We start from the raw sequence: 16735 nt of genomic DNA on the forward strand, positions 1-16735 counted from the left end.
ATATCCAGTTTTCAGGAGTTCCGAGATGTCTCAATGTCCATGCGGCAGCGGAAAAAGTTTTTCCGCCTGCTGTGAACCGTACCTTACCGGTGCTGCCGATGCCCCCACTGCCGAGGCGCTGATGCGTTCGCGCTATACAGCCTACACCCTCAACAAAACAGCCTATATTGAGTCGAGCCACGACCCGGAAACCAGGGATTCCCTGGATCTCGAGGCAACCGGCCGCTGGGCCGGTGAATCAGAATGGCTCGGGTTGAAGATTCTGCGAACCGAAGCCGGCGGCAAAAAGGATGACAGGGGAATAGTCGAGTTCGAGGCCCGCTACAGGCAGAACGGGGAAGAGGTCCTGCACCACGAAGAGAGCATCTTCATCAGGCGTGGGGGCACCTGGTTCTTTCACGACGGACATAAACCTTCCCTTACGGTAGTCCGGGAGGAACCCAAGGTCGGCCGCAACGATCCCTGTCCCTGCGGCAGTGGGAAAAAATATAAAAAATGCTGCGGCAGTTAGCCTTGCAGCGGAAAGGAACTGCTCCCTATCTGTTCAGAAAGCTGATGTAATTTTCGATCTCCTCAGGGATCTTTACACCGGCTTTTTCGAAGCGTTTCTTTCGCGATTCCAGACGGAGCAGCTCTTTCCGGATCCGGTTCTGATACTTTGTCTCCATGTCGGTAAACAGGGGCTTCCTGGCCATCTCTTTTCGATGCTCCTCGGGAAAGGGAGCATAGCGGTAGAAGATCTCCCTGACCGCCGGATTCATTCTCAGCCGTCCCTCGAACTCGTAGTTGACCCAGGTAAGGTAATCACTGGTAAAGCGATCCCGGTCCGACCGGGTTTTCTGAATAAACTCTCTGAGTTTTTCCTTGGCCTCCGGGGTGAGTTTGGGATTCCTCCGATAGAAATTGATATAATCGTAGTAGGCGCCGACAATTCCCCCTTCGATGGGGTCGGTCCATTTGACCCCGGCCATGGTCTTCTGCAGTTCCCAGCGGAACTGGGCCAGCACGGTGGGGATGGCCTCATCAAGACTCTCCGTAAAGAAGAGGGGTACAAAGATCCTCCCGGGGCTCTCACGTTTTGTACCGTCCAGCTCCTGCCACATCATGGCCCGGGAGCCGCTTACGGGATACAGTACAAAATTCGGCAGAAGCTCCTTGAACACCAGATCGTTACCGAACTTGTGGTGCAGAACAACCTCCCGGTAGAACACGGAAAAATCCCGTTCCCGATAACTGTTCACCCCTTCTCCCAGGGTCTCCGGTTCAATCAGCATTCGTTCCGCGGATCCCACAAAGGCTTCACTGCACAGAAAAGGAACGGAGCGCTGTCGTGCTCCCGAAAGCAGGCCGCCGGTCTGGGAGACCACATTATGCAGTTCAAAACGCACCCGGTCCTCCGCCGTATCCTTGTACATATAGACGGAACTCTTCTGGGCTTTGGTCATTTTCGCCTGGCGTTTCAGAACTTCCCGAAAGGATTGCCCCATCTCGGTGATGGAGGGCAGAATTTCAGACCGGTAAATTTTTTCAAGAAAATAGGGCAGGGTCATGACCGGAATCTGCTCATCCGCATAGAGTACCCGTGAATAGGCATCGTCTATAGTGGCGAGATCCTCCCGGCTCAGAAGCGTCTCATCCACAAGACCGAAATGAAGCATGATACCCGGAATAAAGCCCTTTAAATCCGTGTCGATGATTTTTAGAAAACATTTTTCATAGAGCTGCCAGTACTGCCCGCTGAGGGTTTCCCGCAGGTCCCTGAGGCCGCTGCCGAATTTATCCTGAGCCCCTCCGAAGCTGCGCATATTCTCCCTGAAGCTTTCGGAAAAATCACTGTCCATATCCGAAAACTCCAGGATCCGGTCAAGGAGATTGGCGTACTTTGCGAGACCTGACGCCCCATCCTTCTCTCCGCTTTTAGAGGTTCTCCGGCCTTTCCCCTCGAGCTCGAGGTCCTGGTACTGTCCAAGGCTGGAATAAACCGGAAATTCCCTGGCAAGATCGACCCCCAGCAGTTTTCTGGCATCCTGACGACAACGCCAGCAGAAGCGTCCCAGGTAATGGTTGAAAATCCCGGCCTTTTCACTCTCCGCCGGCTGGCGTTCAAGGGTCTGGTCAATCCAGCCGTCCTCAAGAAAGAGTCTCCGGATAAGATCATCAATCTCCGTAACCAGGTGAAGGTTCTCATGAACCATTGTTTCGAGGGCCTTGCTCAGAAACTGGAAAATATAGAAATTGAGGGGTTCATCCTTTTTAAAGAGGGAGATCAGAATCTCATCGGGTTTCTGGACCAGCCGCTTCAGAAAAATGAGCTGCTGATAATCGATCATGTTCTCCACAACCCGGGCGTCCTGTTCCTCGTACAGACCCATAGCCTGCTGCAGACGGCCAAGAAAGAGATTATGGTCCCAGGGATCAGGCGCCTGAAGCCCCTCGGCGGCATTTATCCTCTTCCGGAGACAGGCGGCATATTCCGCCAGATCTGCATTCTCCCTAGTGCAGGGGAGTTCTGCCGGACCGCTGTCCTCCGGAAAATCCCCGGCCAGGGCCAGGGTATCGGCTATGGAGGCAAATTTGTGCCAGAGATACTTATAATTTTTATGCAGAAAGACCGCCGATTCTATGCGCTGGGCGAGGGCACGCAGCACCTGCAGATTCAGCGAGATTCTGGACTGGAGAAGATGGATGATTTTTTCGTGTTTAACCGGAATAATGGTGACAATACAGTCGGTAACAGCCCGAATGGAGGTCTCATAGGGACCTTCTTCCCTGATGCCGAGGATACCGAATATGGACTCCCCCTTGATCAGTCCCACCCGAATACTGCTGTCTATAAGCTCCTCAGGGTCCGGGGGCAGGTCCCCTCCACTGCGGGAACAGGAGAGGACCTCCGCCAGACCCGAGTGAAGCATGCTCATGGCCTTGGCGGTTTCTCCCTGAAGTATCAGGATCGTCCCCGCCGCAACCTTTTTCCGTTTTATCTCTTCGCTTAAGTCAAGTCGCTCCATATACAGCCTATGGTAGTAGGCCTTGGAAACAAATACAATAGCCGGAATGCCGCCTACTTATTGAAGAGGTGACAGGCAACCTGGTGGCCCGGGGCTGCTTCGGTAATCTCCGGGTATTTCTCCTCGCAGATCGGCATCTTGTAGGGACAGCGGGGATGAAAGTGGCAGCCCGAGGGTGGATTTATCGGAGAAGGCACATCCCCCATGACTACCCGTTTTTTCTGATCCCTTTTGGCTGGATCATTTACCGGATAGGCGGCAAAAAGAGTCTTGGTGTAGGGATGCAGGGGATTGGCCATCAGCTCCACCTTATCCGCCAGTTCAACGATTTTCCCCAGGTACATAACCATGATCCGGGTGGAGATAAACTCAACCACCGAAAGGTCATGGGAGATGAACATATAGGTAAGCTTGTGTTTCTGCTGCAGGTCCAGAAGAAGGTTCAGTATCTGGGCCTGGACGGAAACATCCAGAGCACTGACCGCTTCGTCGCAGACAATGAACTCCGGATTCAGGGCAAGGGCCCGGGCTATACCGATACGCTGACGCTGCCCGCCGGAAAACTGATGGGGAAAGCGACGCTGATGCCTGGGGTTAAGCCCCACCTCCTGCATCAGGCTCTCCACCCTTTCCTGGATCTCCGCATCGCTTCCTGTTTTATGAATTTTATAGGGCTGTTTCAGCAGGGAGATTACCTTTTTTCGGGGATTCAGGGAGGATGAGGGGTCCTGAAAGATCATCTGCATCTTCTTCCGGTACTGCTTCATCTCCTTATGGTGAAGGGAGAATATATCCGTTCCCCGGTACAGGACATCCCCCGCGGCCTTCTCTTCAAGACGAAGAATAGTCCGGCCCAGGGTCGACTTGCCGCAGCCCGACTCTCCCACGACTCCCAGAACATCACCTTCGCTGATGGTCAGACTGACATCGTTTACAGCACGCAGAAGGGCCTTTTCCTGGTGCTGGCTTTTAACTTCAAAAACAGTATGCAGCCTGTCAGCATTAAGTACTGTATCGCCGCTCATTCTTTGCTCTCCTTGACTGCAGAAAGATTGTGACACCAGGCTGAGTGATCCTCAGAAAGCCTGGTCTCGTCGGGGAACTCTTTGCCGCAGATTTCCGTGGCATAACGGCAGCGGTTCATGAAGGGACAGCCTTCACCGATGCTCAGAAGATCCGGAACCGTCCCGGGGATCGCCTCCAGTCGTACAGCACCGCGGTACTTTTCGTTGGAGGGAAGGGAGTTCATAAGTCCCAGGGTATAGGGGTGGCTGGGCTCCCGGAAAAGGGAGAATACGTCTCCTTCCTCGACCTTGCGCCCGGCGTACATTACCACCACATGGTCCGCGGTCTCGGCGACGACACCCATATCGTGGGTTATCAGCAGCAGGGACATGCCGATACGCTGCTGCAGGGAGACCATAAGATCCAGTATCTGGGCCTGAATGGTGACATCCAGGGCCGTTGTAGGCTCATCGGCAATCATCAGACCAGGATCGGGACTGGCAAGGGCCATGGCAATCATCGCCCGCTGCCGCATGCCCCCGGAAAGCTGGTGAGGATAGCTCTCGGCCCGTTTCGCGGGGCTGGGAATCTTTACCAGGTTCAGGAGCTCAACCGCCCGCTCCCAGGCCTCCGCTTTACTCAAGGCATGGTGGGTCAGGAAGACATCCGCGATCTGTTTTCCCACGGAGAATACAGGGTTCAGGGAGGTCATGGGCTCCTGAAAAATCATGGAGATCTTCTCTCCCCTGATTTTCTGCATCTCCTTCTCACTCTTTTTCAGAAGGTCCTCGCCCTTGAACCAGATCTCACCGGAGACAATCTTTCCGGGAGGCACGGGCAGTAACTGATTGATGGAATGGGCGGTAACCGATTTACCGCATCCCGACTCTCCCACCAGTGCGAGGGTCTTGCCATTGGGAATGGAAAAGGAGAGGTTTCTGACAGCCTTCACGACACCCCGCTGGGTATAGAAGTTGACCGAAAGACCTTTGACATCGATCATGGTGTCGGCGCTGTTCTGCTTGTCCGTTTTCTGTTTTTCTGTAGTCTGCATAATTTGTCCGTGTATTAATCCCTGAGTTTGGGATCGAGTATGTCCCGCAGACCGTCGCCGAAGAGGTTGAAACCCAGTACCGCGAAAAGGGTTGCAAGACCGGGAAACGTGACGATCCACCAGGCGTTGGTTATGAACTCCCGGGAACTGGCAATCATGAGGCCCCATTCCGGGGTGGGAGGCTGAGCACCAAGACCGAGAAAAGAGAGGGCCGCTGAGCTCAGGATTGCCTCGCCTACCCCCAGGGTGGCCTGTACCGAAACCGGAGCCAGGCAATTGGGAAGTATGGAGAGAAACATCAGCGAGAAGGGGGAGGCCCCCAGGGAGCGTTCGGCGGTAACATAATCGTTCTCCTTTTCCGCCAGCACAGAGGCACGCACAAGCCGGGCATACCGCGGAATTTGACTGATTCCAATGGCAACCATGGCATTGAACAGACTCGGCCCCAGAACCGCCACAATAACGATGGTAAGGAGGATATAGGGAAAGGCCAGCATGATGTCGATTAGCCGCATGACAATCTTGTCATACAGACCACCGATGTATCCGGAGGTAACCCCGATCAGCATCCCGAAGCCCATGGCAATACCGACAGAAACAACACCGATAACCATGGAGATCCGGGCGCCGTACATGAGCCGGCTCAGCATGTCCCGCCCCAGGTCATCGGTACCAAGAAAATATCCCGGGGAAAAGGGCGGCAGCGTACGGTCGGCTATGATCTGGTCATAGGGGCTTTTGGGCGACAGGAGGGGGGCAAATATTCCCACCAGCAGAAAAAGGGCGATTATAACGAGACCGGCCACGGCGGCGCGGTTCTGTTTGAGGTTGTGCAGGGACTCCTGAAAGGGTGTGGGGTCCTTGACCTCGATTATATTTCCGTTCTGTACAAGAGATTCATTCATACCTGTTACCTACTTGAGCCGTACTTTCGGGTTAACCACGGAATAGAGAATATCCACCAGAAGATTGATAAGGACGAAAACGGTGGAAATTACAATGATACCCCCCTGCACCGCGGGGTAATCTCTGGCGGAGATGGAATGGTAGATCCACTTGCCGATCCCCGGCCAGGCAAAAATCGTCTCCGTAAGGATCGCTCCCGACAGGAGAAGTCCGAACTGGATACCGATAACAGTAATAATCGGCAGCAGGGCATTTTTCAACGCGTAGCGGTAAACAACCTTCCGTTCAGGTATTCCGGCGGCCCGTGCGGTCTTTACATAGTCCTGCTTGAGGACCTCCAGCATGGAACTCCGGGTAGTCCGGGCTATAATTGCCAGGGGGATGGTTCCCAGGGCGACGGAAGGAAGAATCAGGTGTTTCAGCGCGGAGCCCAGGTAGTGCCAGTCTCCGGTTTTAAAAACAGCAATAAGGGAATCAATGAGATAGAAATTGGTTATGGTATCCATGTAATACCGAACGTTCATCCGGCCCCCGGTGGGGAAAAGGTCGAAGAATACGGAGAAAATCATGATCAGTACGAGGCCGAGCCAGAAAACCGGCATGGAGACCCCAAAAAGCGCACCCACCATGGAGACATAGTCAACCATGGTGTTTCGCCGGGTAGCCGATATTACTCCTATTATTATCCCCGCCACCGAGGCAATCAACATGGCAAAAAAAGCCAGTTCCATTGTTGCCGGAAAAAGTTCAAGAACCTCTTCCACAACGGGTCTCCCGGTGGTAATGGATTTGCCAAGGTCGAGATGTGCTATTCGTCCGAGATAGGAAAAGTACTGCTCGTGCAGAGGCCGGTCGAGCCCCATGTCCGCCCGCAGCTTTGCCAGCTGCTCGGCAGAAGCCCTTTCCCCCAGCATGACCCTGGCGGGATCACCGGGAGATAGGGCTATCATAAAGAATACCAAAGTTATTACGCCCAGCAGGGTCGGAATCAACAGACCCAGGCGTTTCAGAATGTATTTACCCATATAAATGGTGTCCTGGAATTAGAGGATACGGGCATCCCCCGGGGAACCGGGGGAGCCCATTCATGGTATTGTAACAGAAAATTAGCAGTTATGTCAGGTTATTTTTCGATCCAGACACCGCGGAAAACACGTTTTCCCGTGGGATAGATGTGGAATCCCTGAACACTATTCTTCATGGGAACAGAAACAACCGAGTGAGCGATGGGAAGCCAGGGGGCCTCTTCCTTGAAGACAACCTGGGCCTTTTCGTACAGTTCGGTACGACGGGCCTGATCCATGGTCTCCTTGGCTTCTTTGATCAGAGCGGTAAACTCGGCGTTCTTCCAGGCAGCGATGTTTCCGGCGGGAGGCTCAGCCGCGGGTGCGGAGAGAAGTACCCACAGGAAGTTGTCGGGGTCACCATTGTCTCCGGTCCAGCCGAGCATGGCCATGTCGTGCTCCAGGTTGTCGGTCTTGTCCAGGTAGGTTCCCCATTCGTAGGAGACGATCTCTGCGTCTACCCCGATTTCGGCGAACTGGGCCTGCATGATCTCGGCGATCTTACGGGCGTTGGGGTTGTAGGGCCGTGCAACCGGCATTGCCCAGAGTTGGGTGGAGAAGCCGTTGGGGAAGCCTGCCTGGGCCAGCAGCTGCTTTGCCTTGGCGGGATCGTAGGGATAATCCTTGATGTCGTCGTTATAGGACCACATGGTGGGGGGCAGAGGGTTCTTGGCGGGGGTTCCCGCGGAACCGTAGACTGCGGTAATGATCTCTTCCTTGTTGATGGCGTAGTTCAGGGCCTGGCGAACAAGCTTGTTGTCAAAGGGTTTTTTGCTGGTATTGAATGCCAGATATCCGACATTCAGTCCTTCCTGCTGCAAAACCTTGACATTGGGATCGTTCTTCATAGCCTGCAGGTCCTGGGCAGAGGGGAAGTCGATTACATCCACTTCGCCTTTCTGCAGGGCAAGCCAGCGGGCGGTTGCATCGGGAATGACCCGGAGGATAAGACGATCCAGGTAGACATCGTCCGCCCAGTAGCCCTCGTTGCGCTCGAAGATGATGGCATCGTCCTTGCGCCACTCGACGAACTTGAAGGGACCGGTTCCCACGGGATTGTTTTTGAAGTCTTCCCCGAGTTTTTCAACAGCGGCGGGGGATACGATGCCTGCGAAATCCATGGCCAGGTTGGCGAGGAAGGGGGCTTCCGGTTTTTTCAGGTCAAAGCGTACGGTGTAATCATCCACAGCAACAACCGCATCGACGATGTTACTCATGTCCATGTAACCCCAGTACTTCCAGGGTCCCAGATCATAGTAGGGATGATCTTCCTTGAACTGGCGTTCGAAGGTAAATACGACTGCATCGGCGGTAAAATCGGTCCCGTCGTGGAACTTTACGCCTTTGCGCAGATTAAAGGTAACCGACAGATTGTCGTCCGCAACTTCCCAGCTTTCCGCCAGGGCAGGCCGAACCTCGGTTTTTCCGGGGACAAACTCCACCAGGTTGTCAAATACAGCGGTGGCGCCGTAAAAGGATTCACCGTCGGTTTCCCGGGCAGGATCGAGTCCTACAGAGTCGCCGGAACGGGCAAAAACCAGGGTCCCGCCCATTTTTCCGTCGCCGCCTGCGCTGGATGCAGCTTCCTGTTCACCACCGGCAAATGCCATGGGCACAGCAAGCAGAAGAACTAAAGCGACGGATAGAAACATAATGCTTCGCTTCATCAGAGTACTCCTCTTTTTACTTGAAACAGATTTTAGACATATACAATGTCTTTAGCTTAGAGCCATCTAAAAAAATTATCATACTGATATATTATGTCAAGTATATTTACTGTTCTAATCGGCCGCTTGGCCAAAAAAACAGTTCAAAATGCCGGCTAGCGTCCTTCACCGAGGCGCCGGACAAGATAATCAGGAAGATTGCACTCCCGCATACGCTTCTGAACCGCAGGAATATCATACTCCACCCGCCGAAGAAACCAGAGCCCTTTATCAGTGTCCAGTATCCCGTAAGCGGCCCGGGGATCGCCTTCCCGGGGCTGCCCGGTGCTGCCGGGGTTAAGCAGGCTCTGTCGGTGCAGGAGATCCAGATCATTCCTTTCACGGAGGGAATGACGCACGACCTGTCCGTCCGGTCCCCGACTGAAGTAAAAACGCAGATGGCTGTGGCCAAAAAGTCCCAGAGGCGTCTTCAGCAGGGAAAAGTTCTCTTCCGCGTCCAGGGAATCGAGAATATAATGGGTAATGGGGTCGGTAAGGGCCCCGTGAAAGAGGGTAAAGGTATCTTCCTGCACGAGGGGTTTCAGACGGGAAAGGTATTCCCTTGAGCCGGAGTTCAGCTGTTCCCGGGTCCAGATCAGCGCAGCCCGGGCATGTATATTGAAGTAGTCCAGGTCGAAACGGCCGATGGAGGCCCAGTCATGGTTTCCGGGTACCGCGGTTACCGGAAGGCGGGAGAGTTCCTCTGCACATTCGTTGGGGAAGGGACCGTAACCGACGATGTCCCCCAGGCAGAGTATTCTGTCCCAGTCTCCCGCCGCATCTCCCAGTACCGCCTTAAGGGCCGGTAAATTTGCGTGAATGTCGGAGATAACCAGGTATCGCATGCTGTATATTACTATGGTGCGAAGGAAACAGAATGGCAAGAGATAAAGTTGACAGAATAGTAAATGGGCTCGCGGAGCATTTCGCCTCCGCCTGGCGGCTCCTCTCGGATACAACCATCTATCTGTCCTCCCTTCCATCGGGAAAGGTGTTCCAGCGTTATGAGAACACCCTTCGTAAATGGCGTCACAGCCTGGAAAACGGCCGCAGAAACCCGGAAGTGGTCAACGAGGTACGCTCGCAGATCATCGCCTTCCGGAAAACCCTGCGCAAAATGGGATACGACATCCGCCTGGGAGCCTACGAGATCAAATTCGAAGGTTTCCGGCACGACGATGCCATTGCAGAGGGTTTCCGGCGGATGGTTCTGTTCATCGCGAAGGACAGTCTCTATTATCTGACGGGGTCGGAAAACCATATCGAACTGGACAGGATTCTGGAGAGCCGCCTGAAAAATGCGCGAATCAGTGAATCCATGCGGCGGCACTATCTGTGGTACCGGTGGCGGCAGAATACACTGGTACTGTCCGGCGCGGATTCGGAAATGAAGGAGTCCTTTGAAAAGCTGCAGCAGCTTGTAAACGAAAATACCCTGTTTTTCATCAGGCAGCTGAAAAAACTGCCCTGATTCTCCGGGTACTCACCTTTATTTATGATTATCTTTGTTTTATATTTGTCTGAAGGAATCGACGATTCCCAATTTTCCCGCGTATGAACGGACGGTAGCAGCATGAGCATGAATTATTCCGTCTCCTCCACAGGAGAGACGCTGGCCCTTGTTCCGGAAGAGATAAACTCCCTGGTCGATAATATCAGGTCCGTAATCTTTATGGACAGAATAAAGCTCGAATACCTACTGGCAGCCAAGGTTGCCGGGGGCCACGTCATTCTCGCGGATTCCCACGGCGTAGGAAAAACCTCCCTGGCCCGGGCTCTGGCGGGATCGATAATCTGGAAGGCGGAAACCGTAGCCGCCGAAGAGATCGCCATGGACCCCTTCTCGCGGATCCAGTCCACCGTCGACCTTCTTCCCCAGGATATAATCGGCTACTCCCGGCTATCCGGTCCGGAAAACGAGGTTGTTTTCAACAAGGGACCCATTTTCGCCCATTTTGTGCTCTGTGACGAGATCAACCTGCTGACCCCCAAGACCCAGGGCTCTTTTTTCCAGGCCATGGAGGAGCAGATGGTCTCCATCGAAGGCAGAACCTATCCCCTGCCGGCGCCCTTCTTCATAATCGCCACCATGAACCTTAAAGGGGCCCATCTTTTTCCCCTCCCCGCACCGCAGCTTGACCGCTTCATGATCCAGTTGTCCCTGGGCTTCCCCAGTGAAGAGGACGAGGCCGCCATTATCCGTCAGCATGGCCGCACCGACGGCTGGGAACGTTTTAAACCCACCACGGCATCCACCGATCTTCTCCGCTGGCAGGCCATGGTGGACGAGGTGGCAATCCACGATGATGTCATCGACTATATAGTCGCCCTGGTCCGGGCCACCCGGAACCATCCGGAGGTCTCCATTCCCGCCTCTCCAAGAACCGGAGTAAAGCTCTCCCGTCTTGCCCGGGCCCTCTGTCTTATCCGGGGCCGGGACTATGCGACCCTGGATACCATCAAGGAGATCTTTATTCCCGCGGTGGCTCACCGCATCAGCCTTCACGATCCGGAGCGTCCCAGGGATGGTGTTCTGAAGGAGATACTGAACTCCGTACCCGTCGATCCGCGGCGAAGGAGACTGTAAGGATCTGTCCACCATGAAGAGGGCCTGGACCAGAGTGTACCGCTGCTTTCCTTTAACGATACTGGGCTTTCCCGCAGCCGCAGGACTGCTTGGAGTTCTGGGCAGGGCCTTTGCCGCAGCCAATGCCTATGCTTATTTCTTTTCCCTCACAGGCTTGAGTCTCATGGGGCTCCTGATGCTCCTCTCCTTTCTGCAGGCCAGAAAAATCGGAGAAGACGAGATTGTCTGGCACAGCAGACACCGGGTTTTCGCGGGAAAGGAACCGGCACCCCACGGACTCGAGCTGAAAAGCAGCCGCCTTCTGCCTTTTTTCCGGGTCCGTTTCCGCCTTGCAGGAGCTTTGAAGGTGGAGGGGAGGTACCTGGGATATCACTGTCAGAGCGGCCGTTTCAAACCTGCAGAGGATTTCATCGTCCCCATGCCCCTGGGACTCCCCCACTGCGGCAGTTTTCACGCCGAACTCGCCTTAAGCGTGGAGGACATCTTCGGGCTGACCCGCTTCTGCATCGGCACACCCGTAAGCAGGCTTATACCGGTACTCCCCGGGGTTCTCCACAGGCCGGTGCGTTACCGGATCGCCGAACGGGGAGCCGAGGAAAAGAGCCGGGTAAAGGAGAGCGAGGTGGAGCGCTATTACATGAGGGAGTATGTTCCCGGAGACCGCTTCCGGGACATTAACTGGAAGGCCTCCGGCAGGGGAGACAAACTCTTTACCCGGATATCCCCGGTGGCCCAGGACGAGAGTACCACGGTAACCCTGTGGGTCAGGTTTTACGCCAGGGACCGCCGCCCCTCACCGGCCCTCCTTGCCCTGGCGGAGTACCAGAAATCCTGGGTACTTACCTTCCTGCTTCGCATAAAAGAGGAACACCCGGACTTCATGTTCCAGGTATTCATGAACCGGGATGAATTTCTGCTGGAGAACGATGAAGACCTGGAAGCCTTCGCAACAGCCCTGGGGGGTAAATGGTTCAGTGCAGCCTCCGACGATCTTCCGCCTTTGCCTCAGGAGGGACGGGTCTACCTCTTCAGCAGCTCCGCGGATGAAAGCGCGGAACATATCAGGCAGCTTTATCCCCGGGTGGAGTTCAGCCTGCATCTTTCGCGGATCGCCCGCAGGGACGAAGAGAAAACAGGAATCAGGATTCCTCTTTTTCCAGCATACCGGGGGGAGGATCTGCCTTCGCCCGCTTTTCTGCCCGGTATGTTCAGGAAACGGGGCCGCCTTGTTCAGCGCATGCCCGGTACGGACGAAGAGGCCGTCCTTATTCCCCTGATCGGGAGCAGGGGGGAGCCCATACCATGACGATTCTCTTTATTCTCCGCTCCCTGCTATACCTCTTCGCCCTGGCAATACCCTTTGCCCACAGCGGGGTGGTTATAGATTACGATCTCTACGGTCTGGGACTCTATTTCCTGCTTATTCCGGGGCAGGCCGTCCTGGCCTTTTTCTTTTCTCCCCCGGCCAGACGACTGAAACACAGTCTTCTGGCGGCGGGACTTTTTCAGCTTGTTCTCAGCCTCCTTTTTGCAGGGGGTGTTTCGGGGATACTTCAGTATCTTCTCCTGGGGTCCTGGAGTTTTCTGTCCACCTGGCTGCTCTTCCGCTTTCGCTGGAGAATCGCTGCTGTACCGGAACTGATTTTTCTGGCAGCCGTGTATCTGCGGCTGGTCAATTTTACCCGGGGTCTCTCATCCTCCGCCGGAGTGCCTGACAGTCTGCCCCAGCTTCTGCTTTTTACCGGAATCGCCGCCCTCCTTATGCAGCTTCTGATTATCATGCTCATTCTGCGGCGCCGTTGGGAGGAACCCCGGGGAACCTGGGAATATACAAGCGTTCTGGCGGTAGCTGTACCACTTTTACTGGCCGCGGCCCTCCTGGTCCCCGGGGATTTCGTTCAGCATACAGTGGTCTTCAACCAGCTTTTTGAACCCCCGGAGCCGGAATACCGTCCCCTGGACGAGGAGGCGGAGGGACTTCCCGGGGGCAACCTTCAGGGACGTTCTCCCCTGGAGGGACGCCGCGGCAGAAACGGACAGCCCGGCCTCTACGGCCTGCCGGCGGACCGCTGGGGCGAAGGAAGACGACGGGGCGAGCGGGACGGGGAAGGAGAAGGCAGTGGCACGGGAGGCCGGCAATATGCCGTAATGGTGGTCGCATCACCCCAGGACCCCACCTACCTTGCGGACGGATACTACGACAGCTTCGATCCGGTACGGGGATTCGGTAAAGCCCTTGAAATGCCCCTGAACGAGATCGTCGGAAGGCGCCTTCTGGAAACCTGGTTCAATCCTCTGATACCCCGGGATCGCTCCCGCCTGAACACGGAGATCTTCACCCTCTCCACCAGGCCGGAACGGACCCTGGCCTACCTGCCCCTGCGGGCGGAACCGACCATATTCGACCCCTCGGTGCATCCCTTCACCTATTCATACCCCCACGTGGCGGCAATCTCCGTCAGCGATCCCTATGACTGGGTCACGTCCCGGGACTATAGCAGCCGGGAGAGGGAACAGTTGTCCGGGGAGCTGGAGATAGACATGGACCCCGCAGCGGAGGAACGCTTCCGGTCCTACCTCGAGCCTGTCCTGGCCGAAGCGGAGGGACCGGGGGAGAAGATCCTGGCTATTCTGAAGAGTTTTGAGGAGCTCCAGTACGAAATCGGTTTTGACGAGGATGTCTCCGTGGCGGCCATGGAGCATTTTCTCTTTACCAGCAAGAGCGGCGACTGTACCGAGTTCTCCAATACCGCCGCCATTCTGGGACGCCTCGCGGGAATCCCCTCCCGCGTGGTTACCGGCTACCTGGCTTCGGAGGGGCTGCAGACCATGTCACACCTTCAGGGACTCATGCTGCTGCGGGAGAGCATTCCCAGCCTGAAGGATCATCCGCTGGAAGAGCTCTACCTGGTCACCACCGCCCACCGTCACTCCTGGCCCCAGTTCTATCTGCCTGACTACGGATGGATCGACTTCGAGTCGACCCAGTATGCCATACCACCGCTTCCCGGGGGAGACCCGAACTCCCAGGACGTTGTGATTCCCCTTATCGAAAACCGGACTGTCGCCGGAAGAGATTTTCAGATCCCCTGGAATCTCCTCCGACAAGTGATGCTGAGCCTGTTTATTCTGCTCTTCGCGGCACTGTATGCCTACCGCTACGGACGGGAGATTCTTCTCAGGCACCTGGCATCCCGGCCGGGACGAAAGGGACTCCTTTCCGCGGAAAAACTGCTGCTGTCGCTGCTTGCCAACGAGGGCCTGCGCCTCAAGAAGAGATCCGAGACTCCCCGGGAATATGCAGAGGTGGTCCCTGAGCTGGGCCCCTTTGTCGGGATATACGAAAAACTCCGTTTCAAGCCGGGTATCAGCACGGAGGAGGAAAAGAAACTCCGAAAGGAGCTCCTGGATGAACTGCACAAAGCAGTCTCCTTACGACGGCGCCGTGGATTGAAGGGGGCTCTCTACAGGCTGCTGAATCTGAAAGGAGTCGTCTTCCCATGAGAAAGCTTGCACGTGCGGTATTCTGCCTGCTTCTTGCCATGTCGTCCATGATATCCTGCAGCAGGGAAGCCCACTGGGTAATGTTCCGGGGAGAACAGAGCAAGGGATATACATCCGAAAAGGTCTACCCTCCCCTGGCGGTAAAATGGAAGCTGAAGCTACAGGAAAGTCCCGGAGAGAAGCGCAGCTTCAATCCCCCCATTGTGGTGGACGATACCATTTATTTCGGATCCAACGACGGAAACTTCTACGCCCTGGATGTGGAATCCGGCTACATGCGCTGGGTTTTCAAGACCCTGAGCCCCATCAACTCCCTGCCCTACGCGGATGATGAGAAGGTCTACTTCGGCTCCTCCGACGGCTACCTCTACGCCGTGGACAGGGAAAGCGGAGAAAAGGTCTGGGACTTCAATACACGCTCACCGGTAAACTCCACGGTTATCGGCTACGAAGACGGAATCGTCTTCACCTCCGATGTGGGGGCCAGCTACTTTTTCAGCGCCGAGGGGGAACTGCAGCACCAGATCCCGAATCCCGTATGGCTCTCCCACAGCTTCCAGATCCAGGACCACATCATGTACTTCGCGCCGGGACCGGAAACAAACCCGCACAGCTTCGGAGCCTACGACATCCGGGCCAGGGACTACCTCTGGTTCATCGACACCTGGGACGATGCTCCCACCTGGTACTCCTTTCCGGCTAAAAAAGGGAAGATCCTCCACTACGCCACCAGCAGGCTCTACGTTGACGGCTGGCTCCTCTCCTATTACGGGATTAACGCCCGAAACGGAGAGATAGAGTGGCTCCGGGAAGAGCCCGCGGTGCTGCCGGTCTGGCAGGACATCGATCACTACACCCTCTTTGAAGACTCCCTGGAACTCCTGGATTATCTTGCCCCGGCCCTCTGGAGAGACCTGGTTATCTATTCCTCCGGCGACAATGTACTACGTGCTTTCAAGGGAAAAACGGGGACCAGCGCCTGGCGGCGGGAGTTTCTTCAGCCCGCCTCCTCATCTCCCATCGTCGCCGGCGACCGGGTGTATGTGGGCCTCCGGGGCTCCCTGGACGAGGAGACCCTGGAAAAGCCCTACCCGTCCCTGCTGGTCTGCCTCTCCGCAAGAACCGGCAAGGTGCTGTGGGAGTTCGAAACCGACGGGGATATCCTGTCGGCCCCGGTAATCGCCGGGGGCTGGATTATCTTCGGGACCGACAACAGCTATTTTTACGTACTGGAAGAGGTATTCTAGGGACGGCCGGTGTCGAAGGAGAACTGGATGCCCGTCCGGATCCTTGTGGAGGTATTGATCCAGTCCGGCGGTCCGATCAGGAGGTCCTGCTGGGCTTCGATTATCCACTGCATGAACTCATGGGTCCTGATCCGTATGCCGCCCTTGATAAAGGGCCCCACGTAGGTCCGGTTTTCGTCGGCAAAGAGAAACTGGGGTGTTACGCCGGCCCCCAGAAGATAGGAGACCTTTTCGTTCCCGGGAAAGAGAAAGTTGAGCCCCAGGTCCAGGGGAATATAGAACCTGGCGTCGTTCGAACCGGAACCCTCCTCGGGCCACAATCCGAAACCGGCCCCCAGACTGAGTTCGAGATCGCTGTGCAGCGGGACAATGTAGGCACCGCCGATATCGAGAAAGCCATCCTCATAGTTGAAGAAATCGCCCCCAAGGGTGGCAACAAAGGACGGGGCCGCCCAGGCCGACGCTGCCAGCAGCATCAGGATCAAGGCAAGATGTACACGCTTCATGAGTTGTCCTCCGAATGCATTTAAAATTGTGTTCTGACCTAGTTTCGGTCAGTTTTTCCGCAGCATATAGCTTCATTCCATAAAAATATCGCATGAGAGGCGGGAATACAGCAAAAGCGGCACCGAAGCGATGCCGCGTTCCTTCATT

Annotated in this window: 14 protein-coding genes; 6 read left to right on the top strand and 8 right to left on the bottom strand. The window is 55.5% G+C overall.

Features of this window, described 5'->3' with window-relative positions; all coding sequences use genetic code 11:
- Positions 1 to 25: 25 nt before the first annotated feature.
- On the top strand, positions 26 to 511 hold the full coding sequence (locus tag B4O97_RS08235; protein WP_083049907.1) for a YchJ family protein: 486 nt from the start codon (positions 26 to 28) through the stop codon (positions 509 to 511).
- 25 nt (positions 512 to 536) lie between these two features.
- On the opposite strand, the gene B4O97_RS08240 is transcribed toward B4O97_RS08235, so the two are convergent.
- The 7 genes from B4O97_RS08240 to B4O97_RS08270 form a co-directional block, all read right to left on the bottom strand.
- Entirely contained in the window at positions 537 to 3008 is a 2472-nt protein-coding gene (locus B4O97_RS08240) for a Crp/Fnr family transcriptional regulator (protein WP_083049908.1), read from the bottom strand.
- Positions 3009 to 3061: 53 nt separating this feature from the next.
- Positions 3062 to 4033 (bottom strand): ABC transporter ATP-binding protein, encoded by a 972-nt coding sequence (locus tag B4O97_RS08245; protein WP_083049910.1) that lies wholly within the window; start codon positions 4031 to 4033, stop codon positions 3062 to 3064.
- A complete protein-coding gene (locus B4O97_RS08250; protein ID WP_083049912.1) occupies positions 4030 to 5067 on the bottom strand; it encodes an ABC transporter ATP-binding protein in 1038 nt (345 codons plus the stop codon). The genes B4O97_RS08245 and B4O97_RS08250 overlap by 4 nt, the downstream gene beginning before the upstream one ends.
- Positions 5068 to 5081: 14 nt before the next feature.
- Positions 5082 to 5972: an ABC transporter permease gene (locus tag B4O97_RS08255; RefSeq protein WP_083049914.1), complete on the bottom strand. Its 891-nt coding sequence runs from the start codon at positions 5970 to 5972 to the stop codon at positions 5082 to 5084.
- A gap of 9 nt (positions 5973 to 5981) precedes the next feature.
- A complete protein-coding gene (locus B4O97_RS08260) occupies positions 5982 to 6998 on the bottom strand; it encodes an ABC transporter permease (protein ID WP_083049916.1) in 1017 nt (338 codons plus the stop codon).
- A 98-nt stretch (positions 6999 to 7096) separates the two neighbouring features.
- Positions 7097 to 8704: an ABC transporter substrate-binding protein gene (locus B4O97_RS08265; protein WP_083049918.1), complete on the bottom strand. Its 1608-nt coding sequence runs from the start codon at positions 8702 to 8704 to the stop codon at positions 7097 to 7099.
- Positions 8705 to 8859: 155 nt separating this feature from the next.
- Complete coding sequence (locus B4O97_RS08270; protein WP_083049920.1) at positions 8860 to 9588, bottom strand: metallophosphoesterase family protein; 729 nt, start codon at positions 9586 to 9588, stop codon at positions 8860 to 8862.
- A 32-nt stretch (positions 9589 to 9620) separates the two neighbouring features.
- Here B4O97_RS08270 and B4O97_RS08275 point away from each other — a divergent pair, with 32 nt between their 5' ends.
- The 5 genes from B4O97_RS08275 to B4O97_RS08295 all read left to right on the top strand — a co-directional run bounded on the left by B4O97_RS08275 (position 9621) and on the right by B4O97_RS08295 (position 16081).
- Positions 9621 to 10214, top strand: a complete 594-nt coding sequence (locus B4O97_RS08275) for a hypothetical protein (RefSeq protein ID WP_083049922.1) — start codon at positions 9621 to 9623, stop codon at positions 10212 to 10214.
- Between the two features lie 102 nt (positions 10215 to 10316).
- The gene (locus B4O97_RS08280; RefSeq protein WP_083049924.1) at positions 10317 to 11330 is read left to right on the top strand and encodes an AAA family ATPase; all 1014 of its coding nucleotides are present in this window, start codon (positions 10317 to 10319) and stop codon (positions 11328 to 11330) included.
- Positions 11331 to 11343: 13 nt separating this feature from the next.
- Positions 11344 to 12636 carry a DUF58 domain-containing protein gene (locus tag B4O97_RS08285; RefSeq protein WP_083049925.1) on the top strand — a complete coding sequence of 431 codons (1293 nt, stop codon included), beginning with the start codon at positions 11344 to 11346 and terminating at the stop codon, positions 12634 to 12636.
- Positions 12633 to 14834 carry a transglutaminase-like domain-containing protein gene (locus tag B4O97_RS08290; RefSeq protein WP_083049927.1) on the top strand — a complete coding sequence of 734 codons (2202 nt, stop codon included), beginning with the start codon at positions 12633 to 12635 and terminating at the stop codon, positions 14832 to 14834. The genes B4O97_RS08285 and B4O97_RS08290 overlap by 4 nt, the downstream gene beginning before the upstream one ends.
- Entirely contained in the window at positions 14831 to 16081 is a 1251-nt protein-coding gene (locus B4O97_RS08295; protein WP_083049929.1) for an outer membrane protein assembly factor BamB family protein, read from the top strand. Before B4O97_RS08290 ends, B4O97_RS08295 begins: the two co-directional genes overlap by 4 nt.
- Here the strand turns inward: B4O97_RS08295 and B4O97_RS08300 are convergent.
- Positions 16078 to 16587 carry a hypothetical protein gene (locus B4O97_RS08300; RefSeq protein ID WP_083049931.1) on the bottom strand — a complete coding sequence of 170 codons (510 nt, stop codon included), beginning with the start codon at positions 16585 to 16587 and terminating at the stop codon, positions 16078 to 16080. The genes B4O97_RS08295 and B4O97_RS08300 overlap by 4 nt on opposite strands.
- Positions 16588 to 16735: the final 148 nt, after the last annotated feature.

This window comes from Marispirochaeta aestuarii (genome assembly GCF_002087085.1).
GTDB lineage: Bacteria > Spirochaetota > Spirochaetia > JC444 > Marispirochaetaceae > Marispirochaeta > Marispirochaeta aestuarii.

Excerpts from the sequence above, each read along its gene's own strand:
- B4O97_RS08280 (WP_083049924.1), top strand. The coding sequence starts at position 10,317 with ATGAGCATGAATTATTCCGTCTCCTCCACAGGAGAGACGCTGGCCCTT.
- B4O97_RS08255 (WP_083049914.1), bottom strand. The coding sequence starts at position 5,972 with ATGAATGAATCTCTTGTACAGAACGGAAATATAATCGAGGTCAAGGAC.
- B4O97_RS08295 (WP_083049929.1), top strand. The coding sequence starts at position 14,831 with ATGAGAAAGCTTGCACGTGCGGTATTCTGCCTGCTTCTTGCCATGTCG.
- B4O97_RS08250 (WP_083049912.1), bottom strand. The coding sequence starts at position 5,067 with ATGCAGACTACAGAAAAACAGAAAACGGACAAGCAGAACAGCGCCGAC.
- B4O97_RS08265 (WP_083049918.1), bottom strand. The coding sequence starts at position 8,704 with ATGAAGCGAAGCATTATGTTTCTATCCGTCGCTTTAGTTCTTCTGCTT.
- B4O97_RS08245 (WP_083049910.1), bottom strand. The coding sequence starts at position 4,033 with ATGAGCGGCGATACAGTACTTAATGCTGACAGGCTGCATACTGTTTTT.
- B4O97_RS08275 (WP_083049922.1), top strand. The coding sequence starts at position 9,621 with ATGGCAAGAGATAAAGTTGACAGAATAGTAAATGGGCTCGCGGAGCAT.
- B4O97_RS08235 (WP_083049907.1), top strand. The coding sequence starts at position 26 with ATGTCTCAATGTCCATGCGGCAGCGGAAAAAGTTTTTCCGCCTGCTGT.
- B4O97_RS08260 (WP_083049916.1), bottom strand. The coding sequence starts at position 6,998 with ATGGGTAAATACATTCTGAAACGCCTGGGTCTGTTGATTCCGACCCTG.
- B4O97_RS08290 (WP_083049927.1), top strand. The coding sequence starts at position 12,633 with ATGACGATTCTCTTTATTCTCCGCTCCCTGCTATACCTCTTCGCCCTG.
- B4O97_RS08270 (WP_083049920.1), bottom strand. The coding sequence starts at position 9,588 with ATGCGATACCTGGTTATCTCCGACATTCACGCAAATTTACCGGCCCTT.
- B4O97_RS08240 (WP_083049908.1), bottom strand. The coding sequence starts at position 3,008 with ATGGAGCGACTTGACTTAAGCGAAGAGATAAAACGGAAAAAGGTTGCG.
- B4O97_RS08285 (WP_083049925.1), top strand. The coding sequence starts at position 11,344 with ATGAAGAGGGCCTGGACCAGAGTGTACCGCTGCTTTCCTTTAACGATA.
- B4O97_RS08300 (WP_083049931.1), bottom strand. The coding sequence starts at position 16,587 with ATGAAGCGTGTACATCTTGCCTTGATCCTGATGCTGCTGGCAGCGTCG.